Source organism: Pseudarthrobacter sp. AB1, assembly GCF_014926485.1.
Lineage (GTDB): Bacteria > Actinomycetota > Actinomycetes > Actinomycetales > Micrococcaceae > Arthrobacter.
In genome coordinates this window covers 62,898-84,219 of record NZ_PZKO01000020.1, presented here as the reverse complement: position 1 = coordinate 84,219, position 21,322 = coordinate 62,898, and the positions used below count along the sequence as shown (strand labels likewise).

General features: G+C 65.7%; 19 protein-coding genes. 10 read left to right on the top strand and 9 right to left on the bottom strand.

The genetic code is table 11. The annotated features are described in order from the left end of the window. Positions 1-66 precede the first annotated feature (66 nt). Positions 67-198 carry a hypothetical protein gene (locus DAD99_RS21540; protein ID WP_309233214.1) on the bottom strand — a complete coding sequence of 44 codons (132 nt, stop codon included), beginning with the start codon at positions 196-198 and terminating at the stop codon, positions 67-69. Between the two features lie 339 nt (positions 199-537). Between DAD99_RS21540 and DAD99_RS06485 the strand changes: the two genes are divergently transcribed. From DAD99_RS06485 to DAD99_RS06470, 4 genes are all read left to right on the top strand, one after another. After that, positions 538-1,335 (top strand): IclR family transcriptional regulator, encoded by a 798-nt coding sequence (locus DAD99_RS06485; RefSeq protein ID WP_193340919.1) that lies wholly within the window; start codon positions 538-540, stop codon positions 1,333-1,335. 208 nt (positions 1,336-1,543) lie between these two features. Further along, positions 1,544-3,241 carry a urocanate hydratase gene (hutU, locus tag DAD99_RS06480; RefSeq protein ID WP_193340833.1) on the top strand — a complete coding sequence of 566 codons (1,698 nt, stop codon included), beginning with the start codon at positions 1,544-1,546 and terminating at the stop codon, positions 3,239-3,241. A 70-nt stretch (positions 3,242-3,311) separates the two neighbouring features. After that, complete coding sequence (gene hutH / locus DAD99_RS06475) at positions 3,312-4,904, top strand: histidine ammonia-lyase (protein ID WP_193340832.1); 1,593 nt, start codon at positions 3,312-3,314, stop codon at positions 4,902-4,904. A 161-nt stretch (positions 4,905-5,065) separates the two neighbouring features. Continuing rightward, on the top strand, positions 5,066-5,302 hold the full coding sequence (locus DAD99_RS06470; RefSeq protein ID WP_056348863.1) for a hypothetical protein: 237 nt from the start codon (positions 5,066-5,068) through the stop codon (positions 5,300-5,302). A gap of 158 nt (positions 5,303-5,460) precedes the next feature. On the opposite strand, the gene DAD99_RS06465 is transcribed toward DAD99_RS06470, so the two are convergent. The 5 genes from DAD99_RS06465 to DAD99_RS06445 form a co-directional block, all read right to left on the bottom strand. Next, positions 5,461-5,718, bottom strand: coding sequence for a hypothetical protein (locus DAD99_RS06465; protein ID WP_193340831.1), 258 nt, complete (start codon positions 5,716-5,718; stop codon positions 5,461-5,463). A gap of 182 nt (positions 5,719-5,900) precedes the next feature. Continuing rightward, on the bottom strand, positions 5,901-6,302 hold the full coding sequence (locus tag DAD99_RS06460; RefSeq protein WP_193340830.1) for a universal stress protein: 402 nt from the start codon (positions 6,300-6,302) through the stop codon (positions 5,901-5,903). A 59-nt stretch (positions 6,303-6,361) separates the two neighbouring features. Next, entirely contained in the window at positions 6,362-7,975 is a 1,614-nt protein-coding gene (locus tag DAD99_RS06455) for a tripartite tricarboxylate transporter permease (protein ID WP_193340829.1), read from the bottom strand. Then, positions 7,975-8,487, bottom strand: coding sequence for a tripartite tricarboxylate transporter TctB family protein (locus DAD99_RS06450; protein ID WP_193340828.1), 513 nt, complete (start codon positions 8,485-8,487; stop codon positions 7,975-7,977). Before DAD99_RS06450 ends, DAD99_RS06455 begins: the two co-directional genes overlap by 1 nt. Continuing rightward, positions 8,484-9,494, bottom strand: a complete 1,011-nt coding sequence (locus tag DAD99_RS06445; RefSeq protein ID WP_193340827.1) for a tripartite tricarboxylate transporter substrate binding protein — start codon at positions 9,492-9,494, stop codon at positions 8,484-8,486. Before DAD99_RS06445 ends, DAD99_RS06450 begins: the two co-directional genes overlap by 4 nt. A 225-nt stretch (positions 9,495-9,719) precedes the next feature. On the opposite strand from DAD99_RS06445, the gene DAD99_RS06440 reads away from it, so the two are divergent. Both DAD99_RS06440 and DAD99_RS06435 read left to right on the top strand, forming a co-directional pair. Continuing rightward, positions 9,720-11,312 (top strand): sensor histidine kinase, encoded by a 1,593-nt coding sequence (locus DAD99_RS06440; RefSeq protein ID WP_193340918.1) that lies wholly within the window; start codon positions 9,720-9,722, stop codon positions 11,310-11,312. Next, positions 11,309-11,974: a response regulator gene (locus tag DAD99_RS06435; protein ID WP_193340826.1), complete on the top strand. Its 666-nt coding sequence runs from the start codon at positions 11,309-11,311 to the stop codon at positions 11,972-11,974. Before DAD99_RS06440 ends, DAD99_RS06435 begins: the two co-directional genes overlap by 4 nt. Before the next feature lie 33 nt (positions 11,975-12,007). Here the strand turns inward: DAD99_RS06435 and hutG are convergent, their stop codons facing one another. Continuing rightward, positions 12,008-13,003: a formimidoylglutamase gene (gene hutG, locus DAD99_RS06430; RefSeq protein ID WP_193340825.1), complete on the bottom strand. Its 996-nt coding sequence runs from the start codon at positions 13,001-13,003 to the stop codon at positions 12,008-12,010. Positions 13,004-13,206: 203 nt separating this feature from the next. On the opposite strand from hutG, the gene DAD99_RS06425 reads away from it, so the two are divergent. Next, positions 13,207-14,511 carry a sodium:proton antiporter gene (locus DAD99_RS06425; protein ID WP_193340824.1) on the top strand — a complete coding sequence of 435 codons (1,305 nt, stop codon included), beginning with the start codon at positions 13,207-13,209 and terminating at the stop codon, positions 14,509-14,511. A gap of 1 nt (position 14,512) precedes the next feature. On the opposite strand, the gene DAD99_RS06420 is transcribed toward DAD99_RS06425, so the two are convergent. After that, positions 14,513-15,952, bottom strand: a complete 1,440-nt coding sequence (locus DAD99_RS06420; protein ID WP_193340823.1) for an NCS2 family permease — start codon at positions 15,950-15,952, stop codon at positions 14,513-14,515. Between the two features lie 109 nt (positions 15,953-16,061). Between DAD99_RS06420 and DAD99_RS06415 the strand changes: the two genes are divergently transcribed. Beyond that, positions 16,062-18,455, top strand: a complete 2,394-nt coding sequence (locus tag DAD99_RS06415) for an excinuclease ABC subunit UvrA (RefSeq protein ID WP_193340822.1) — start codon at positions 16,062-16,064, stop codon at positions 18,453-18,455. Positions 18,456-18,597: 142 nt separating this feature from the next. Further along, positions 18,598-19,227 (top strand): copper resistance CopC family protein, encoded by a 630-nt coding sequence (locus DAD99_RS06410; protein ID WP_193340821.1) that lies wholly within the window; start codon positions 18,598-18,600, stop codon positions 19,225-19,227. On the opposite strand, the gene DAD99_RS06405 is transcribed toward DAD99_RS06410, so the two are convergent. After that, on the bottom strand, positions 19,224-19,844 hold the full coding sequence (locus DAD99_RS06405) for an NAD(P)/FAD-dependent oxidoreductase (protein ID WP_193340917.1): 621 nt from the start codon (positions 19,842-19,844) through the stop codon (positions 19,224-19,226). The genes DAD99_RS06410 and DAD99_RS06405 overlap by 4 nt on opposite strands. 419 nt (positions 19,845-20,263) lie before the next feature. On the opposite strand from DAD99_RS06405, the gene DAD99_RS06400 reads away from it, so the two are divergent. Beyond that, complete coding sequence (locus DAD99_RS06400) at positions 20,264-21,301, top strand: universal stress protein (RefSeq protein WP_193340820.1); 1,038 nt, start codon at positions 20,264-20,266, stop codon at positions 21,299-21,301. Positions 21,302-21,322 lie beyond the last annotated feature (21 nt).

Genomic DNA, 21,322 nt, shown 5'->3' with positions numbered 1-21,322 from the left:
TGCCTCGCCGCAGCCTCGATGGTGGCGTCGCTGTGTGCTGCGGGAAATTGGTGCAGCTCAACGGGCTCAGAACGGCTTTTCCTCGGCGCCAGCCCAGAGGTCTGCATCTGGGCTGGCGTCATCGTCGAACCGTGGGAGATGCCCCCCGCTGGGGCGGCCAAAGTCCTCGCCGAAGTAGCCGACTTCCGTACTTGCCACATACTTGACCAGGCCCAGCAGATTGGTGCCGGTCGGCGTGAGTGGCCGGCGGACGTCTTACTCACTCAGGCCGTCCAGCTTGCCGAGCAGGTGTCCCGTCGGACCCGGAGGTAGCGATGTTGGGTGTCTTTTTCATCCATAGCGGGCACTCTACCGAACGGCCGGTTTTTCTTTGGGCACAGATCCCCGGTCATTCACAGTCGAGGAATAGTCTGGTATGCCGGACACTGACCACGTGTGTCCGGCACAAGCGAAGCGGGCCAAGGGCGCAAGCTTAAGTACGGTACCCCGGACATCCGGACACCCGGAGATAACGACGGCGATGCATCGGAGGACACATTGGGAGGCCCTGATACTAAGGCAACGTCGAAAGTCCCCGCAGCTGAGAACACCCTCCGTATCCTCAAACTACTGGCCTCGAAGCGGGGGCCGATGGCGGCGTCGAGCATTGCCACGTCCTTGGGACTGCCGCGCTCAAGCGTTTACCACCTGCTCGGGGTGATGGAGGCGAACGGTTTTGTCCTCCACTTGCACGAGGAGCAGCGCTACGGGCTGGGGATCAGTGCCTTCGAGCTCAGCTCGGCCTACTCGCGGCAGGAGCCGCTGTCCCGCCTGGGCCGGCCGCTGCTGGCGTCGCTCGTGGACGTGATCGGCGAGAGCGCGCACCTGGCTGTGCTCCACGGGCGCGACGTGCTGTACATCGTGGAGGAGCGGGCCAAGAACCGCCCGTCCCTGGTCACCGACGTCGGCGTCCGGCTCCCCAGCCACCTCACGGCCAGCGGTCGCGCCATCCTCGCGGCATTGCCCAAGTCCCAGGTCCGTGCGCTTTACCCGAATGCCGAGGCCTTCACTGCCCGGCACGAGGTGGAGGGCGCCATTATGAAGTACTCCGCGCTGTCCTCGCACCTCGACAGGGTCAGGCAGCGCGGCTACGCCACCGAACACGGCGAGGTGACGCCCGGCTTCGGCTCGATCGCCGCCGCTGTTACGGACCACGTGGGGTGGCCGACGGCGGCTGTCGCCGTCACGTTCATCGAGGACAGGCTGCCGGCGGACCAGTGGCCGGCGCTCGCAGCGCGGGTCCAGAAAGTAGCGGACGAGCTGTCGGTGCGCATCCACGGCCGCCCGGCCAAATAGCGCCGCCCCGGAACGATGCTCTATCACTTTCGGTTCCCGCCCGGTTTGGCGACCGGATCTGATAGGGCAACAGGGAAACCGCAGCGGTCTGGAATCCCGGACACTACCCGTCCGAAAGCCCTGTTTGCCCCGGCGAGAAGGGGCTTTAGTAGAGACAGAATCTCTTCCCATCCCCGCGAACCACTCGCCAGAACACAAAGGAGCCCTCATGGCACCCGCCGATTTCACCACCGGTGCCCGTCCGGTCAAAGCAGCCCGCGGCACCGAGCTCACCGCCAAGAGCTGGCAGACCGAAGCCCCGCTGCGCATGCTGATGAACAATCTGGACCCCGAGGTAGCCGAACGCCCCGATGACCTGGTGGTCTACGGCGGCACCGGCCGCGCCGTCCGGTCCTGGGCTGCGTTCGACGCGATCACCCGCACCCTGGAAACCATGGAAAACGACGAGACGCTCCTGGTCCAGTCCGGCAAACCGGTTGGCGTGTTCCGCACCAACGAATGGGCACCCCGTGTGCTGCTGGCCAACTCCAATCTGGTGGGCGACTGGGCCAACTGGCCTGAATTCCGCCGGCTGGAGGCCGAGGGCCTGATGATGTACGGCCAGATGACCGCCGGGTCCTGGATCTACATCGGCACCCAGGGCATCCTGCAGGGCACCTTCGAGACCTTCGCGGCGATCGCCCGCAAACTCACCGGTGACGAGGACGGCACCCTCGCCGGCACCCTGACCCTCACCGGCGGCTGCGGCGGCATGGGCGGCGCCCAGCCGCTCGCCGTCACCATGAACGAAGGCGCCTGCCTGATTGTCGACGTCGACGAAAGCCACCTGCGCCGCCGCGCCGGCAAACGCTACCTCGACGAGGTCGAAACCGACCTCGACGCCGCGATCGCCAAGGTGCTGAAGGCCAAGGAAGAGCGCCGCGGCTGGTCCGTGGGCTACGTCGGCAACGCCGCCGAGGTCTTCCCCGAGATCCTGCGCCGCCACAACGCCGGCGAACTCACGGTGGACATCGTCACGGACCAGACCAGTGCCCACGACCCGCTGAGCTACCTCCCTGAAGGCATCGGAGTCGAGGAGTGGCACACCGAGGCCGCCGCCGACCCGGAAGGCTTCACCAAGAAGGCCCAGGCCTCGATGGCCAGGCACGTCCAGGCCATGGTTGAGTTCCAGGACTCCGGTGCCGAGGTCTTCGACTACGGCAACTCCATCCGCGACGAGGCCCGCACGGGCGGCTACAACCGCGCGTTCGAATTCCCGGGCTTCGTCCCGGCCTACATCCGCCCGCTGTTCTGCGAGGGCCTCGGACCGTTCCGCTGGGTGGCGCTCTCCGGCGACCCGGAGGACATCGCCGTCACGGACAAAGCCATCAAGGAACTCTTCCCCGAGAACAAGCACCTGCACCGCTGGATCGACGCCGCACAGGAACGGGTGGAGTTCGAAGGGCTGCCGGCCCGGATCTGCTGGCTCGGCTACGGCGACCGCGCCAAGGCCGGCCTGCTGTTCAACCAGCTCGTCAAGGACGGCAAGGTCAAGGCGCCCATCGTGATCGGCCGCGACCACCTCGACTCCGGCTCCGTCGCCTCCCCATACCGCGAAACCGAGGCCATGGCAGATGGCTCGGACGCCATCGCGGACTGGCCGCTCCTCAATGCCCTGCTCAACACCGCCTCAGGCGCCACCTGGGTCTCGATCCACCACGGCGGCGGCGTCGGCATCGGCCGCTCCATCCACGCCGGCCAGGTCTCCGTCGCCGACGGCACCGACCTCGCCGCGCAGAAACTCGAACGCCTCCTCACCAACGACCCCGGCATGGGCGTCATCCGCCACGCCGACGCAGGCTACGACCGCGCCCTCGACGTCGCTAAAGAACGCGGCGTCCGCATCCCCATGCAAGAGACCCGGTGATCGAGCCTCGAGATCCAGGTTTCGACAGGCTCAACCACCGGCCAAGGCTCAATCACCAGAAGTAGGAATCATGACCATCACCACGAACGAAGCGCTCACCGTCACCCTCGGCTCCAGCGGAGTCACACCTGAGGACGTTGTCGCCGTCGCGCGCCACAATGCCCGGGTGACCATCGCCCAGGAAACGCTGGACACGGTGGCTAAGGTCCGCGCGCACATCAACGAGCTGGCGCACAGCGAGACCCCCGCCTACGGGATCTCCACCGGCTTCGGTGCGCTGGCCAACCGGCATATCCCCAGCGAGCTGCGCACCCAGCTGCAGAAATCGCTGATCCGCAGCCACGCCGCGGGCATGGGCCCGGCCGTGGAACGCGAGGTGGTCCGCGGCATCATGTTCCTGCGCGCCAAGACTCTCGCGTCCGGCCGAACCGGCGTCCGTCCGGTCGTCCTGCAGACCATGGTTGACGTGCTCAACGCCGGCATCACGCCGGTGGTCCGCGAGTTCGGCTCGCTCGGCTGCTCCGGCGACCTCGCCCCGCTGTCCCACTGCGCGCTGGTGCTGATGGGCGAGGGGGAAGCGGAAGGGCCCGACGGCGTGACGTACGGGGGGCGGGGTGAGGCGCCTGTCGCCGCGCTGCTCGCCGGTCACGGCATCGAGCCGGTCGTCCTCGCCGAGAAGGAAGGCCTTGCGCTGGTCAACGGCACCGAGGGCATGCTGGGCATGCTCCTGATGGCCATAGCGGACATCCGCCAGTTGCTCACGACGGCGGATATCACCGCCGCGCTCAGCGTGGAGGCGCTGCTCGGTACGGACCAGGTCTTCGTGCCGGAGTTGCATGCGGCGCTGCGTCCGCACCCCGGCCAGGCCGCCAGTGCAGACAACATGCTGCGAGTGCTGTCCAACTCCCCGATCGTGGCCTCGCACCGGGTGGGGGATTCCAAGGTCCAGGACGCCTACTCGCTGCGCTGCGCACCCCAGGTGGCAGGCGCCGCACGCGATACCGTGGACTACGCCGCCCTTGTGGCATCCCGTGAGCTTGCCGCGGCCATCGACAACCCGGTGGTCCTGCCGGACGGGCGCGTCAGTTCCAACGGCAATTTCCACGGCGCACCCGTGGCGTACGTCCTGGACTTCCTGGCCATCGCCGTGGCGGACCTCAGCTCCATCGCCGAACGCCGGACGGACCGGATGCTGGACCCGGCGCGTTCACACGGGCTGCCGGCGTTCCTCGCCGCGGATCCGGGCGTGGATTCGGGCCTGATGATCGCCCAGTACACACAGGCAGGGCTCGTCTCGGACAACAAGCGACTGGCCGTCCCGGCGTCGGTGGATTCCATCCCCAGCTCCGCCATGCAGGAGGACCACGTGTCCATGGGCTGGCACGCGGCCCGGAAGCTGCGCAAAGCCGTGGAGAACCTCCGCCGTGTCCTGGCCATCGAACTGGTGACGAGCGCCCGCGCCATCGACATGCGGACGCAGCTGTCCGATGGCGAGCTCACTCCGGGCCCGGCAGGCACTGCCGTGATCGGGGTGCTGAGGTCCGTCGTCGAAGGCCCCGGAACCGACCGGTTCCTGTCACCGGAGCTGGAGGCGGCTGACCGTCTGGTTGCCTCCGGAAAGGTCCGGGCAGCCGCCGAATCCGCCGTCGGAATTCTTTCCTGAGCGGGAAATATTCTTCGGTCCTGCTACGAAATCCAAGCAATGTCGAAATATGGTGCGACACGTACAATTCGGCGCCGGGAGTGTAGTAGAAATGAAGGTGTAGTGAAAGTCACATCAAAGAGGCTGTGGCGCAGAACGTATACAAAGGGGTAGTAGTTCAAATGAAAGCACGCGGGGCTGTCCTGTCGAGGCGTAATGTCCATTCGGCCACCATCTCGGAGTGGGGAACGCTCAAAGCTGGTGACCGGGTGGAAATCATTAAACACGCGCACGTCATTGCGGCGGGCGAAGTGGAAGAAGTATCGCAGAGCGGGAACGTGCTGTGGCTCGTGCCGGCCACCCCGTCAGAGAAGGAACTTTTCCTTAAGTCTGACGGTGTAGAAGTCCGCAGGAGCTAGGAACGCAACTTCAAAACGCAAAAAAAGTCCCTGCCTTCCGTTGCCGGAGGGCGGGGACTCTTGCGTAGATCGCGTTGGATCGCGGGCTGGATCCCAGCAGGGATCGTAGCCCGGATTCGGGGCCGAATCAGCTCAGGCCGCAATGCTGTCTGAATAGCTCAGGCCGCAAAGCTTTCGTACGTTTCACCGAAGGGGACCGACTCGTTCAGGGCCACGGTGAAGCGTCCCGGGCGCAACCGCGTCACAAGGATGCCGCAGGCCGCGTCTTTTGCCGGTGCGATCAAGGTGGCAACAGCCTTGTCCAGGCCTTCGTGCATCTCGTGCGCTGTGGAAAACTGCAGGTCGATGGACAGGGAAGCCGGGGCTTCGAGGGCCGCAACTGCGGCCAGGGGGCGTTCCAAAAATGCTGTCGTCATGTGCCGAACTTTCTGTGTCTCGTGCCGAAGGGCTCGATTCATTGTACCGGTTGCAGGACTTAGGATGTCAGATGACTGCTATCTGGTGCGCCCAGGCGCCAAAAATCCGAAGCTTGTTCGCGGAACCCCGCCGTCAAGGCGCGGTCCTGCGAACAAACTTCGGATAGGCGGTGACGCCCGGATCAGCCCGCCATGCCCGCTTTGACGGCCAGAACAGGACAATCAGCCTCGAGCAGGATCCGCTGCGACGTGCTGCCCATGATCAGTTTGCCCACCGGGGTGCGCCGCCGCAGTCCGATCACGATGAGCTCGGCGTTGTGCTCCTCCGCGGCATCGAGAACCTCCGCTGCCGCATCATGGCCCCGGACCGGCTGTTTAATCACGTGGTCGATCCCGTGGGATGCCAGGCGTTGCTCGATGCTCTGCACTTCGTCTTCCTGCGCGTACCGGTTATCCACCAGGGCATCGCCCTTGGAGGAGTTGATGACCAGCAGGGTGGTGTTGCTCTTCCGGGCCTCGGCGATGGCCTGGGTCAGCGCCGCTTCGCCCTCGGGTGAAGGGACGTATCCCACCACAATCGTCATGGTTGCTCCTCTGCTTCTGTCGTCTAATATCTTGTTGCGGGGCGGATGTCCAGGTCTGGCTAGCCGTTGCCGTCCCCGTCGCCACCAGCGGTGGCGTCGGCCCGGCGGCTGCCATGGCTGCCGCCGTCTCCGAGATCCGTCTGCTCGGCGGAACCGGACTTAGCGGGCATCCCCGCGAGTCCCGCTGCCGGACGGTTCCGACGCCACAGCTTGAGCAGCAGCGGAAAGGCGAGAATAATCGCCAGAATGACATAGATGCCGACGGCGATCGGCTCGCTCAAGAGACCGGCGGGGTCACCCGCGCTGAGCTGGAGGCTCTTGCGAAGCTGTCCTTCGATCCTCGGCCCCAGGATGACGCCCAGGATAAGCGGCAGCACCGGGAGTCCGAAACGCCGCATCATAAATCCCAACGCGCCGAGCACCAGCAGGAGTATCAGGTCGAATGCCTGCAGGTTGACTGAATAGGCGCCCAGCGTGGCGAAGAACAGGATCCCGGCGTACAGGTACGGCCGCGGGAGCTGCAGGATTTTTGCCCACATCGGTGCCAAGGGCAAGTTGATGAGCAGGAGCAGGAAGTTGCCGATGAAGAGGCTCGCGATCAGCGCCCAAACCAGCGGTCCCTCGTTGGCGAACAGGAGGGGTCCCGGCTGAATGCCGAACTGGACAAACGCTGCGAGCATCACGGCGGCAGTGGCATTGGTGGGCAGGCCCAGCGCCAGGAGGGGCGTCATGGTGCCGGCGGCGGCCGCGTTGTTGGCTGCTTCCGGTCCGGCAACTCCTTCGATGGCTCCCTTGCCGAACTCCTCGGGATGCTTGCTTAGGCGCTTCTCCGTCACGTAGGAGAGGAACGTGGGGATCTCGGCTCCACCGGCCGGAAGTGCGCCGAAAGGGAAACCGAACGCCGTTCCGCGGAGCCAGGGCTTCCATGAACGTTTCCAGTCCTGCTTTCCCATCCAGGGCCGGCCTACCGGTATAACGTGCAAGGGTGTGCGGCGCATATGAGCGGCAACCCACAGTGCTTCGCCCACCGCAAAGATGGCCACTGCCACCACCACGATGTCCAGGCCATCGGCGAGCAGGGGCTGGCCGAAGGTGAGGCGGCGCTGGCCGGTGACGGAATCCATGCCTACCAGGCCTATGGCCAGCCCGAGGCCGAGCGAGGCAAAGCCCCGGAGCCGCGAAGATCCAAGGACGGCGGTCACTGCCAGGAGTGCAAGCACCATGATGGCGAAGTAGCTCGGCGAGCCCAGGCTGACTGCGAACTCAACCACGATCGGTGCGAAGACAGCCAGTAGTGCGGTGCCGATGGTGCCGGCCACGAAGGAACCGATGGCTGCCGTCGCCAGGGCCTGGGCGGCCCTGCCGGCTTTAGCCATCTTGTTGCCTTCAATGGCGGTGACAACAGAAGACGATTCCCCTGGGGTGTTTAGGAGGATGGAAGTGGTGGAGCCGCCGTACATTCCGCCGTAGTATATGCCAGCGAACATAATGAAGGCGCTGGTGGGTTCCAGGACGTAGGTGACCGGGAGCAGCAGGGCAATGGTCATGGCCGGGCCAAGGCCCGGAAGCACGCCGACGGCGGAACCCAGGATCACGCCAATAACGGCGTAGAGGAGATTCATCGGGGTCAGGGCGGTGGCAAAGCCGTCCATGAGGGACGAGAAGACATCCATTAAAGAATTCCTTCCAGGAGACCGGCGGGCAGCGGGATGCCGAGGCCCAGGTAGAAGCCGTAAAAAGTCAGTACGGACACAGCCAGGGCAATGAGGCCATCGCGGACGTAATGCCGGCTCCCCAGTGCCCACGCGCTGCCCCAGAACAGGACGGTTCCCGATATCACCCATCCTGCCCAGTCGATCAGCAGGATGTTGGCCACGAAGGCCCCCACCAGTGGCAGGACCGTCTTCCAATCGGCGGGGTGCGAGAGATCCACGTCCTCACCGCCTTCGGCTTCTCCCTGTCCGCCCCGCAGCACGTTGACTGCCAGCAGGACGGCGCAGATCAGGAGCAGACCCGCAATGATGTATGGCAGGGTCTTTGGTCCCACCGGATCAGACTGGGAATACGGGGTGACCAGTGCGATGGCGTCGACCAGGACGACGACGCCCGCCACTCCGAGCAGGAGGGCAACCCCCAGCTCGGAGCGGCCTTTGAGCTTGAACGCCAAAGTTGGGGAGGAGCTCACGCCAAGCCAAGCTTCGTGAGGACGTCAGCCACCCGCTTGTCCTGCTCGGTCAGGAAGGTTTCGAACTCGTCACCGGTGACGAAGGCATCAGTCCAGCTGTTTTTCTTAAGGGCTTCCTTCCAGGCGTCGGTGCCGTGCATCTTTTCGAGCGCGGCGATCAGCTTGGCTTTGTCGGCTTCGGTGATTCCCGGAGGAGCCACCATGCCGCGCCAGTTGCTGAACACCAGGTCGATGCCGGATTCCTTCAGCGTAGGTGCGTCGACGCCTTCGAGCCGCTCAGTGCCGCTGGTTGCCAGGACTCGGACATCGCCGGATTTGATCTGCTGGAGGTACTCTCCCGCGCCGGAGGCCGCGAAGCCCACCTTGTTGCCAAGGATGGCCGGGAGGAGGTCTCCACCGCCGTCGTAGGAGACAAAGTTCACCTTGGTGGCGTCAATTCCGACGGCTCCCGCAAGCTGCATCGGCAGCAAGTGGTCCGGTCCACCGGGCGAGGAGCCGCCGCCGACGCTGATGGAACCGGGGTCGGCCTTCCATGCGCTGACCAGGTCACCGATGGATTTGTAGGGCGAGTTCTTACTGACCATGATCGCGCCGGGCTCTTCGATGAGCCGGGCCAGCGGGGTGGTGTCCGTCAGTTTGGACTCGGACTTGTTGGTGTAGCTCGCGCCCACCACGCCCAGGCCCATGAGCATGGCGAGATCGCCGTTGCCCTTTTCGTTGACGATGCGGGCCAGGCCGACAGTTCCGCCTGCACCCGCCAGATTGAAGACCTCCGTGTTGGTGGCGACCTTCTCGTCGTCGAGAACTTTTGCTGCGACGCGGGCGGTAGTGTCGTAGCCGCCGCCCGGAGTGTTGGGCACCATGATCTGGAGCCCGGTCACGGGGCCTGCTGCGGCGCGGGAGCTGGCGCCGTCGGTGGAGCTCTTGCCGGTGGCACCGCAGCCGGTGGCCATCAGGGCGATGCCGGCGGCGACGGCGGCAATTCGCAATGCGCGGATCTGGCGCATGGTGTTCCTCTTTTCATCAAAACTGATCAGCTGGGCTGACTTGTAATTCCGATGCTAGGCCCGGCCGTGACCGGCATCACTCTTGTGTACGCAGAGAAAGTTAAGTTCATTGCGTTCACGTTTCCGGTATGCCACCGGGACTCTGCAGTGCGCATAGTTCAGGTAGCCTGACCACCAGAGACCCGCCAACAAGAGGACAGAATTACAGTGACTCGACGAAGAGGGATGTCCCTTGCGGGGCAGTACCTGGTCCTTCAGTTGCTGATAGTCCTCGCCGTCCTAGTTGCCGTCGTCGGCATTTCGCTGGCGCAGTCAGCCGCAGCGTTCGAGCGGATCGAGGGCCGCCGGGCGCTGTCCGCCGCCGAAGCGCTGGGCAATAACCCCACGGTCCGCGAACTGCTCCCCGCTGCCGAGCCGCGGGCCGGCGCCATCCTTCCGGCTGTGGCGGAGTCGGTCCGGACCGTTTCCGGCTCATCCCATGTGACCTTGGCCAAGTTGGACCGGACCATCGTGGCCGCCTCCGATCCCGAACTGCTGGGGACACTTCTGGAGCTTGGCGCCAGCCGCGTGCTGGAAGGCCGTTCGTGGACCGGCGTGGTTGACGGATCCGGCACGGAGGAACTTTCCGCCCATGTTCCGGTCCTGGATGACGCCGGGATCATGATCGGCATTGCGTCCATCAGCCGGAACTACCCCTCCACGTTGGAGCGGCTGGGGGACGCCGTACCTAACCTTCTCACCTATCTCGGCGTGGCAAGCGTGCTGGGTGTTGCCGGCTCGCTGCTGCTCTCCCGCCGGGTGAAGCGGCAGACACTGGGCATGGAACCGAGCGAAATCACAGGTCTGGTGGAAAACCGCGAGGCCATGCTGCATGGCCTCAAGGAAGGGGTGGTGGCGCTGGACCCGCACGAGCGCATCACCGTCGCCAACGACAGTGCCCGTGCCCTCCTGGGCCTCCCCGCGGACTGCGTGGGCAAGCGTCTCGCCAGCCTGGCCGTGGAGCCCGCACTCAAGGACGTCCTCACCCGTGAGCAGCCGGAGCCGGACCAGCTGGTGCTCGTTGGCGATCGGCTGGTGGTACTGAACCGGGTTCCCATCCTTTCGCGCGGCCGCGACATCGGGTCCGTCACCACGCTTCGCGATCGTACGGAACTGTCCGCACTTGAGCGGGAACTCGGAGCCACCCGGACGGCCACCGACACGCTCCGTGCCCAGGCCCACGAATTCGCCAATCAGCTGCACGTGATCTCAGGGCTCATCCAGATCGGCGAATATGATTCCGTGGTCCAGTTCGTCAACGGCGCCACCCTGGACAGGACCCGGCTCAACGACGAGGTCACCAGCCGCATCGAGGACCCGGCGCTCGCCGCCCTGCTGATCGCCAAGTCGAGCCTGGCCGCCGAACGCGGGGTCACTTTGCAGCTCGATCCGGATTCCGGGCTGGAGCGCGTTGACGATGAGCTGTCCCGGGACCTCACCACCGTCGTCGGGAACCTGGTGGACAACGCGTTCGACGCCGTCGCCGGGCTTCCAGAGGCCGTGGTAAGCGTGCTCGTGGAGGACACGGCCGACCGCGTCACGGTCACCGTCCGCGATTCCGGCCCCGGCGTCACCGGTGATCCGGCGGAGATCTTCCGGCAGGGTTTCACCACCAAGGACCCCGGCCCCGGCGGGAGCCGCGGCTTCGGACTGGCGCTCTCACGGGTGGTCTGCCGGCGCAGCGGCGGAGACCTCACGGTAACCAACAACAACGGGGCGGTCTTCACCGCCCGGCTGATACGGACCCGCCTGGAACGAACACGGAGACTGCAACAATGATCAAAGTCCTGATCGTCGATGATGACTTTATGGTGGCCAAGGTCCACGCCGGGTTCATCCAGCGCACGCCGGGTTTTGCCGTCGTCGGGGTGGCCCACACCGGCGCCCAGGCGGTCATCGAGACCGGGCGGCTGCAACCGGATTTGGTGCTGCTCGATATCCATCTGCCGGATATCAACGGCCTGGACCTCATGCACAAACTCCGCGAGGTGGCCCCTGAACTGGATGTCCTGGTGATCAGCGCCGCCCGTGAGGTGGACACGGTGCGCAAGGCCCTCCGCGGCGGCATTGTGCACTACCTCATCAAGCCCTTCTCGCAGGCTGACCTGCAGGAACGGCTGGAGCACTACCGCAGCGCCTACCAGGGCCTTGACTCGGCCAAGGATGTGGCGGAGCAGTCGGACGTGAACCGGGTGTTCGGGCTGGACCGGATAGATCGGCCGCTGCCGAAGGGCTGCAGCATCGAAACGCTGAAGCTGGTGGAAGCAGCCTTGAATGAGGCCGACGGAACCCTGTCCGCCGCCGAAGTGGCCGCCGAGCTGGGCACGTCCCGGGTCAGTGCGCGCCGCTATTTGGAGTACCTCCATGACGAAGGCGTCCTGGAGGTCCGGCTCAAGTACGGCGTGGGCAGGCCCGAGCGGCGATACATGCTCAAGGCTTAGCCGTACCGGCCGCCAGCATTCGGGCCGGGGGACTTAGCGCAGCAGCGTGTTTACCAGCCGCGCGGCAACCTTGGCGGTCCGCCCGTCGACGTCGAACCCGGGGTTCAGCTCGGCCACGTCCACGTGCAGGAGCTTCCCGCTTTCCGCTGCCTGCCTGCACACTGCGCTGATCACCGGCAGGGGCACTCCGTACGCCGCGGGCGCGCTTACGCCGGGAGCTACCGACGCCGGCAGCACGTCCAGGTCAATGGTCAGGTAGAGCAGGTCCACGCCGTCCAGGAACTGAGCAACGAAAGACTCTACCCGCCCGGCGGCGCAGTCCTCATCCAGCACATACTTCACGCCCAGCCGCTCGGCGGTAGCGAACAGCGCCGGTGTGTTGTTCGGCTCGGAAATCCCGACGACGGCGTACCTGAATTCGCGTCCCGCGGCAGCTTCCGCCTGCGCCATTTGAAGAAACGGTGTGCCGGAGCTTGGCAGCTGTTCATCGCGGAGGTCAAAGTGGGCGTCCAGGTTCAGGACGCCCAGCCGCTGCCCGCCACTCACCGCTTCGGAGCCTGCAACTCCCAGATAGCTCGCGTAGGCGGTCTCGTGCCCGCCGCCCAGCAAAAAGGTGAGCATGCCTGCGTCAATCATGGCCGCAACGGCGTTCCCGGCGCGGGCCTGCCCGGCCTCCAGGGCGCCGTCCGAAACCACAACGTCTCCGGCATCGGACACAGAGCGGCCCAGATGGAAAGCCAGCGGGCCAAGCGCGGCGCGGATCGCTGCCGGGGCAAGAGCTGCACCCGTCCGGCCTTTGTTGCGGCGCACTCCTTCGTCGCTGGCGAATCCGAGGATGACGGCAGGGCGCTGCGGGGCGCCGGTAGGGGAGCCGGCGTGCGTGACTGGGGCAGGGGAAGAGGAGGATGCGCTGAGCGGTGCGTAGGGCGAAACAGCCTGCCACCAGCGCCGGTGCCCGTCGCCGTCGCCGTCGAACCGCCCACTCCAGGGCTGAGGGGGGACATCGGCGGTGAATGCGGAGGGGGCCATGTTCCAAGCTCACCGCATGCGGACCGCCAAAGCCAGCGGGGCCGCCGTCGTCGTGTCTGTAATTACGGAACCACAGGCCCGGGGTGAAAGACTGGCAGCAGGTGTGGTCTCGGCAGCCGCACGCTAAGGTGGAGCAATCCCTCCGCGGGGTGGGCCCGTCCGCAGGGCAGGCGCCTCAGGGCAAGTCGGCAGGTCGGAGCACCATGTTCGAATCCACCAGCATCCTCTTCGCCGTGGCGGGCGTTGCGGTTTTTGTCGCCGCGATTCTCCCCAAGGTCCTGCGCCACGTACCCTTCTCCATGCCAATGGTGTTCCTGGGCGCCGGGATCGCAGCTTTCTCGCTGATCCCCAGCCTGCCGGATCCAAATCCGATAGTGCACAGCGACATTGCCGTCCACCTCTCGGAGGTCTGCGTCATTATTTCCCTGATGGGCGCGGGTCTGGCCCTGGACAGGCCCCTGGGGCGCCGGAGCTGGGCCACAACCTGGCGGCTCCTGGGAATAGCCATGCCGCTGTGCATCATTGCCCTGACACTGATGGGTTTGTGGTTCCTGGGGCTGGGGCTGGGGGCGGCCTTGCTGGTGGCGGCCAGCCTCGCCCCTACGGACCCGGTGCTGGCCGCTGAGGTCCAGGTGGGCGAACCGGCCGATGATGACGACGAAACGGACAAAGAGGACGAGGTCCGCTTCGGCCTGACGTCGGAAGCCGGCCTGAACGACGGACTCGCCTTCCCGTTTGTGTACCTGGCCATCGCCATTAGTGTGGTGGGCGCGTCGCCGTCGGAGTGGTTCCCCCAGTGGTTCGGTGTAGACGTGGTCTGGCGCCTGGCAATCGGGGTCCTCGGCGGCTTCGCCACGGGCAAGCTGCTGGCCAGGCTGTTTTTCTCCGCGAGGATGCAAAGCCTGCGGCTCGCCAACCACTCCGAAGGATTTGTGGCCTTGGCGGCAACGTTCCTGGCGTACGGCCTCACCGAGATGATCGAAGGCTACGGTTTCATCGCGGTGTTTGTCTGCGCGGTCACCATCCGGTCCGCCGAGCATACCCACGGCTACCACCGTGTGCTGCACTCCTACGTGGAACAGCTGGAACGGCTGGTGACCGTGGTGATCCTCGTCCTGCTGGGCGGCGCGATTGGCCGCGGACTCCTGGCCGAGGTCGGCTGGGCGGAACTCCTGGTTGCGTTGGCGTTCCTGCTCCTGGTGCGGCCCGCGGCCGGCTGGATCGGACTGCTTGGCGGAAAGACGGGCCCCTACGAACGCGTTGCCCTTTCTTTCTTCGGGATCCGCGGCATCGGTTCCTTGTACTACCTGGCGTATGCGCTGGGAAAGGGCCGGTTTTCCGAGCAGGCTGAGTGGCTGTGGTCCTTCGTGGGCCTGGTAGTGGCCCTTTCCATCGTGATCCATGGGGCCACTACTTCGCCGTTGATGAACCGGCTCGACCGCATGCGGGAGCGGAAGGCCCTGGCAGAATCCGGCGATGAGGGCAAGGCCCCCACCACTGCCGTGTAGGTCACATTCCCAGGGCGGCCTCGATCGGACCGACAGCGAAGAACAGCAGGAATGCGCCGGCCACCGCCCACATCAGCGGGTGGACGTCCTTGGCGCGGCCCTGGAACGTCCGGATCAGGACAAAGGCGATGAAACCGGCGCCGAGACCGTTGGCGATCGAGTACGTAAACGGCATCAGCGTGAAGGTCAGGAAAGCAGGGATGGCGATGCCCCAGTCCTGCCAGTCGATCTTGCCCACCTGGGAGACCATCATGAAGCCCACCACCACCAGTGCAGGGGCTACCGCCTCGAATGGCACGAGGTTGATCAGCGGTGTGAAGAACATGGCCACCAGGAACAGCAGGCCGGTGACGATGGACGCCACGCCCGTTCGCGCACCCTCGCCGATTCCGGCGCCGGCCTCAACGTAGATCTGGTTCGAGGAGACGGACGCGCCGCCACCCACGATAGCGCCCAGCGCGTCCACCTGGAGCACACGGTCCACGTCGGGGATGTTGCCGTCCTTGTCCACCGTGCCCGCCTCGTTTGCCAGGCCCACCATGGTGCCCATGGCGTCGAAGAAGATGCTGAGCAGGATCACGAAGGCCAGCAGCGTGGCGGCTACAAAGCCCAGGTGTTCAAAAGCGCCGAACGGGTTGGCCTTGCCGATCAGCGACAGGTCCGGGGCGCTCCACCCCGTAAAGGACGGCGCCACCAGGGACCAGCCCTGCGGGTTGGCGGTGGTGCCGTCAAAGCTGGGACCGATGTGCAGGGTCATTTCCAGGATCACGGAAATGATGGTGGAGGCGATGATGCCGATCAGGATGGCACCCCTGACCTTGCGGACCACGAGGGCGATGGTGAGGATCAGGCCGAAAACAAAGACGGCAGTGGGCCAGCCCAGCAGCTTGCCGTCGAAGCCCAGGCCCACGGGAACAGTGGTGCCGGCAGCGTCGGGGATCCGGCGCACAAAACCGGCATTCACCAACCCGATCAGGGCGATGAACAGTCCGATGCCCACCACGATGGCGGTCTTGAGCCCGTCCGGGACGGCCTTGAAGACGGCGGTCCGGAAGCCGGTGAGGACCAGGATCAGCATGGTCACGCCGGACAGGACCACCAGGCCCATCATGTCCGGCCACGTCAGGCCGGGGTTCGTAGCGACCGTGACGGCAACAAACGCGTTCACGCCCAGCCCGGCGGCCAGCGCGAAGGGGTGCCTGCCCCAGGCGCCCATCAGGATAGTAAGGATACCCGCCACAAACGCCGTCACAGCAGCCACCGCGGCAAAGCCCAGTGTGGTGCCGGTGGAATCCGGGCCGGAGAGGATCAGGGGGTTAAGCACCACGATGTAGCTCATGGCGAAGAATGTGGCAAAGCCGCCGCGGATCTCGCGGGAGAGGTTGGACCCCCGCTCGGAGATCTTGAAGTACCGGTCCAAGGCAGAGCCCTGCTTAAGCATTAGTCCTCCGGATGTGTTGTTGGGGGTTACTCGATCCTAGAGGGCGGGGGGCGCGCGCCTAGAATATCTGTCAGGAACCTCACAATGCCGAGCATATGTTGGAGACACCATGACTACTGACGCATCGACAGACCAGCAGCTCCCCGCGGCGCACGTCGCCGACAGCCACGATCTGATCAGTGTGCAGGGTGCCCGGGAGAACAACCTCAAAGACATCAGCATCGAGATCCCCAAGCGCCGCCTGACAGTATTCACCGGGGTGTCCGGCTCGGGCAAGAGCTCACTGGTGTTCGCGACGATCGCCGCCGAGTCCCAGCGGATGATCAACGAGACCTACAGCGCCTTTGTGCAGGGGTTTATGCCCAACCTGGCGCGGCCTGACGTGGACCACCTCGAAGGGCTGACCACGGCGATCATCGTTGACCAGGAGCGGATGGGCGCAAACCCCCGCTCCACGGTGGGAACTGCCACGGACGCCAACGCCATGCTCCGGATCCTCTTCAGCCGGCTGGGCACCCCGTATGTCGGGCCGCCCACGGCCTTCTCCTTCAACGTCCCGACGCGGAAGGCCAGCGGTGTGATGAGTACCGAGAAGGCCGGCGGCCGGGTGGAGAAGGCCGTGGTGCAGAACGTTGTGTACCTGGGCGGCATGTGTGCGCGCTGCGAGGGTATGGGCTCGGTCTCCGACTTTGACCTGACCGCTTTGTACGACGACACCAAGTCCCTCGCCGACGGTGCCCTGACTGTCCCCGGCTACAGCATGGACGGGTGGTACGGCCGGCTGTTCGAGGGCATGGGCCTGCCGATGGACAAGCCGATTGCCGTGTTCACGAAGAAACAGCTTGAGACGATGCTGTATGCCGAGCCCACCAAGATCAAGGTTGAGGGCGTCAACCTCACGTTCGAGGGCATCATCCCTAAGATCCAGAAGTCCATGCTGTCCAAGGACGTCGAGGCGATGCAGCCACACGTGCGGCGCTTTGTGGAGAGCGCCATTACTTTTCAGGCCTGCCCCGAGTGTGAGGGCACGCGGCTCAGCCCCGAGGCCAGGTCGTCGAGGATCCAGGGCAAAAACATCGCCGAGCTCTGCGGGATGCAGATCAGCGACCTGGCCGAGTGGGTCCGCGGGTTCGACCAGCCGTCGGTTGCGCCGCTCCTCAAGGGTCTGCGGCACCTGCTGGATTCCTTCGCCGAAATCGGGCTGGGCTACCTCTCGCTGGACCGCCCGGCAGGCACCCTCTCCGGGGGCGAGGCGCAGCGGACCAAGATGATCCGGCACCTGGGCTCGTCCCTCACCGACGTCACCTACGTCTTCGACGAACCCACCATCGGCCTGCACCCGCACGACATCGAACGGATGAACCAGCTGCTGCTGCAGCTGCGCGATAAGGGCAACACCGTCCTCGTGGTTGAACATAAGCCCGAGACCATCGCCATCGCCGACCACGTGGTCGATCTCGGCCCCGGCGCCGGCACCGCGGGCGGCAGCGTTTGCTTCGAGGGCACTGTGGACGGGCTGCGGCGGAGCGACACCATCACCGGCCGCCACCTCGATGACCGTGCGAAGGTCAGGGGATCCGTGCGAACCTCCACCGGCGCCCTCGAGGTGCGTGGCGCTTCCACGCACAACCTCCAGGATGTCGACGTCGACGTTCCGCTCGGCGTGCTCTGCGTGGTGACAGGTGTCGCGGGTTCGGGCAAGAGCTCGCTGATCCACGGTTCCGTGGCCGGACGTGACGGCGTGGTGGTAGTCGACCAGGGCGCCATCAAGGGCTCGCGCCGCAGCAACCCCGCCACGTACACAGGCCTGCTTGAGCCGATCCGCAAGGCTTTCGCGAAGGCGAACGACGTGAAACCGGCGCTGTTCAGCTCCAACTCCGAAGGTGCCTGCCCCACCTGCAACGGCGCGGGCGTCATCTTCACGGAGCTGGGCGTGATGGCCACGGTCGAGTCCACGTGCGAGGACTGCGAGGGCCGGCGCTTCCAGGCGTCAGTGCTGGAATACACGCTGGGCGGCCGCAACATCTCCGAGGTGCTGTCCATGGCCATGACAGAGGCTGAGGTCTTCTTCAGCGAAGGGGAGGCCCGCACGCCCGCGGCCCACAAGATCCTGGGCCGGCTCGTCGACGTCGGGCTCGGCTACCTGACGCTCGGCCAGCCGCTCACCACGTTGTCCGGCGGCGAGCGGCAGCGCGTCAAGCTGGCTACGCAGATGGCAGAGAAGGGCGATGTCTACGTCCTGGACGAACCGACCACTGGCCTCCACCTCGCCGACGTCGAAAACCTCCTCGGCCTCCTTGACCGCCTCGTGGACTCCGGCAAATCGGTCATCGTCATCGAACACCACCAAGCGGTCATGGCGCACGCCGACTGGGTCATCGACCTCGGTCCGGGAGCAGGGCACGACGGCGGTAAGGTCGTTTTCGAGGGGACTCCCGCCGAGCTTGTGGCCGCCAAGTCCACGCTCACCGGCAAGCACCTCGCGGCGTACGTCGCCGGCTGAACGTCGCCGGCTGAACGTCGCCGGCTGGACGCCGGTGCCCGGACAGCGTGGGCGGGCGCTGCCCGCGAATCTCGCTACGGAAGTTCGCCTACGGAAGTTCGCCTAGGCTGGAAGGACGCCAACCCAAGGGAGCAGTACACCCATGCGATCCATACGCCGCCAGTTGCTGAGCGTTGTGCTCGGGACCTTCGTTTTCGTAGCCGCGGTCCTGGGATTCGCGGCTCCGGCCTCGGCACACGATGCCGCCGAGTCCAGCAGTCCCGCGCAGGGCGCCACGGTGGCCACGGCCCCGGAGCAGGTGTCCGTCACCTTCAATAAGAACCCGCTGGGCATCGGCGCACAGTTCTCCGTCAAGGATTCGGCCGGTGCAGAGTGGGCGGATGGCGCTCTTGAGATCGTGGACAGCACGGCCACCCAAAAGCTCAAAGCCGGCGCTCCGGCGGGCGCATACACGGTGGTCTGGCGCGTCGTCAGCTCGGATTCCCATCCGATCGAGGGGACGTTCGGCTTTACGGCGACAGCAGCTGCGGCGGGAGCCGCGCCTTCGGGAGCATCGGCGGGCGCATCGCCGTCGGCCGCTATTCCCACGATGGGAAGCGCGGAGCCGGGAACCGTGGCGGCTCCGGCGCCGGCTGAAAACGCGTCCCAGCCGTTCCCCTGGAGCCTGGTGATCTTTGCTGCAGTGGCCGTGGGCCTGCTGGTGGCCATCGGTATCCTCGCGAAGCGCCGCCTCACCACACGCAGCGACGACGACGAAACCGAACAGGCTTAGACGGCGGCGGCGCTTTCCGGGTGGACCGTGGCCGAGATGGCTTGGCCCACGGTTTTGGCCTGACGCAGGACTTCCTTGGGTGAGGGCGTGATGAGCTCGCCCACGCCCACGAGGTAGATGCCGATCTGGCGCATCGCGGCCACCAGGTTGCGGCCAACAGTGATGCCGAAGTCGCTGAGCATACGCCGCAGCTGGCTGTGCGCGCACCGGGTCAGCACAATGTTGTCTGCCAGCAGGATGCCGTTGGGCGTATGGACTTCCCACTGGCCGGACGGAGACCCCGCGGCCGTTCCCGTGCTGGTTCCGCCGGGTTCGCCGCCCACCATGGTCAGCTGAACCGCCCGGGTGGTGGTGCGGACATCCATGTGGTGGCTGGCGGCGTAGTTGCGCAGGTGGCGGAGGATCTCGTTGCGTTCCCGGAGGGATTCGGAGTCTGCTGCGTCGCAGCGCTGCAGTGAAGCAGTGTTGGCCGGTTGTGCGGCGCCGAGGATGTCGAGCCCGTCCACTACGATGGCGTGCACGCCACGGCGGCGCAGTTCCGCGCCAATCGCCAGGCCTGACAGCCCCGTGCCGATGATCACCGTGGTGGTCCGTTCGGTCCCGCCGTTCACAGGCATGCTTGACACTACAGTTTTCCTCCTTCAAAGGCTTTCGGATGCAGGCAGCGTCGCCCCGCATGCGTTCCGTTACCCCCAAAGTCCGGCCGCAGCACCGGCCCGGGACGCACCGTGAATCGGGCGTCGGCGGACCGGCAGTGCCTCGAAGACTACCGAACATTCAGGACCGTGGATAGCCCAAACACAAACATTCTTCTCCGCGATGAATACGCTTTCCGCTCCGTTCGCCGTGGGCTGTGGATAACCGGCCGGCCAGCGGCGCTGGGCCGCTTGCTAAGTGTCCGCGGACCGAGAATAGTGAGAAGCGGAAGCAGGGCTCTCCAGCCCGTCGGGGCACACATCGCGGCCGGTGCGGGCGGAGGGCGCCGCGTCTGGCAGAATAGCCGCAACATAAGGCAGTATCGCGAGGAGGCGGCCCCATGGGCGCACATGAGTTGCATCCGGATCCGGACGAGGACAGGGCCGGAAATTCGGCGGCTCCGGTGGGAATTGTTGTCGGCGTAGACGGGTCCGACCACGGCCAGTGCGCCTTGGTGTGGGCAGCCCGGGAAGCCGAGCGCCGCCGTCGGCCTTTGCACATTGTCACCGCCTATTCAGTGCCGATCTTTGCGGCGTCCGGGCTGGACGGCGGGTACGCCACCGTGGATGATTCCGTGATCCGCGAGGGCGCCGAAGCGATCGTCAAGCAGGCGCTGGACAAGGTTTCCGGCTACAACATCGAGGTTGACGGCTCCGTGGAGAACGGGGACGCTTCGGGCGTGCTCCTGGAAATGTCCGAGACAGCTGATCTGCTGGTGTTTGGCACCCGCGGCCGTGGCGGATTTGTGGGACGCCTGCTGGGCTCGGTGAGCAGTGCCCTGCCGGCACACGCCAAGTGCCCCACGGTCACGGTGCCGCTGGTGTGTTCGGACAGGCTGGGCGAAACCACCGAAGACAAACGCATCAGGGCCGAGCAGGCCAAGCCAGGGCACACGCAGGTCGAGAACGTTGTGGTGGTGGGCGTGGACGGGTCCGAACAGGCACGGATCGCTCTGCTGGAGGCTGCCGACCAGGCTGAACGGCTCGGGGCAACCCTGCGCGTCATCTGTGCGGTGCCGCAATTCAGTGGATCCTTGGCCTGGGTCCCGGCCCCCATGGACCGCAAAGCACTCTTCGATGACATCCAGATCCAACTTGACGCCGGAATGGCCTGGCTGAAGAGCCATTACCCGCACCTTGCCGTGGAGTCGGAACTGCTGGACGGTTCTGCCGTGGACGTCCTTGTGGAGGCCAGCCGGCACGTGGAACTCGTCGTGGTGGGCACCCGGGGCCATGGCGGGTTCACCGGAATGCTCCTGGGTTCGACATCCGGCGGCGTGCTCCATCACGCCAAGAGCCCGGTCCTGGTAGTTCCGGACCGCGACGATCCGCGGCTGGCGGACCGCGACAAGTTTGGGCCGCTCCCCGGCGCAGCCTGACCAGTTACCTTCGCAGCAGGA

What these genes read in the sequence shown, in the direction of transcription:
- hutU (WP_193340833.1), top strand. Translation starts at nt 1,544, where the DNA reads ATGGCACCCGCCGATTTCACCACCGGTGCCCGTCCGGTCAAAGCAGCC.
- hutH (WP_193340832.1), top strand. Translation starts at nt 3,312, where the DNA reads ATGACCATCACCACGAACGAAGCGCTCACCGTCACCCTCGGCTCCAGC.
- DAD99_RS06470 (WP_056348863.1), top strand. Translation starts at nt 5,066, where the DNA reads ATGAAAGCACGCGGGGCTGTCCTGTCGAGGCGTAATGTCCATTCGGCC.
- DAD99_RS06465 (WP_193340831.1), bottom strand. Translation starts at nt 5,718, where the DNA reads ATGACGACAGCATTTTTGGAACGCCCCCTGGCCGCAGTTGCGGCCCTC.
- DAD99_RS06460 (WP_193340830.1), bottom strand. Translation starts at nt 6,302, where the DNA reads ATGACGATTGTGGTGGGATACGTCCCTTCACCCGAGGGCGAAGCGGCG.
- DAD99_RS06455 (WP_193340829.1), bottom strand. Translation starts at nt 7,975, where the DNA reads ATGGATGTCTTCTCGTCCCTCATGGACGGCTTTGCCACCGCCCTGACC.
- DAD99_RS06445 (WP_193340827.1), bottom strand. Translation starts at nt 9,494, where the DNA reads ATGCGCCAGATCCGCGCATTGCGAATTGCCGCCGTCGCCGCCGGCATC.
- DAD99_RS06440 (WP_193340918.1), top strand. Translation starts at nt 9,720, where the DNA reads ATGTCCCTTGCGGGGCAGTACCTGGTCCTTCAGTTGCTGATAGTCCTC.
- DAD99_RS06435 (WP_193340826.1), top strand. Translation starts at nt 11,309, where the DNA reads ATGATCAAAGTCCTGATCGTCGATGATGACTTTATGGTGGCCAAGGTC.
- hutG (WP_193340825.1), bottom strand. Translation starts at nt 13,003, where the DNA reads ATGGCCCCCTCCGCATTCACCGCCGATGTCCCCCCTCAGCCCTGGAGT.
- DAD99_RS06425 (WP_193340824.1), top strand. Translation starts at nt 13,207, where the DNA reads ATGTTCGAATCCACCAGCATCCTCTTCGCCGTGGCGGGCGTTGCGGTT.
- DAD99_RS06420 (WP_193340823.1), bottom strand. Translation starts at nt 15,952, where the DNA reads ATGCTTAAGCAGGGCTCTGCCTTGGACCGGTACTTCAAGATCTCCGAG.
- DAD99_RS06415 (WP_193340822.1), top strand. Translation starts at nt 16,062, where the DNA reads ATGACTACTGACGCATCGACAGACCAGCAGCTCCCCGCGGCGCACGTC.
- DAD99_RS06410 (WP_193340821.1), top strand. Translation starts at nt 18,598, where the DNA reads ATGCGATCCATACGCCGCCAGTTGCTGAGCGTTGTGCTCGGGACCTTC.
- DAD99_RS06405 (WP_193340917.1), bottom strand. Translation starts at nt 19,844, where the DNA reads ATGCCTGTGAACGGCGGGACCGAACGGACCACCACGGTGATCATCGGC.
- DAD99_RS06400 (WP_193340820.1), top strand. Translation starts at nt 20,264, where the DNA reads ATGGGCGCACATGAGTTGCATCCGGATCCGGACGAGGACAGGGCCGGA.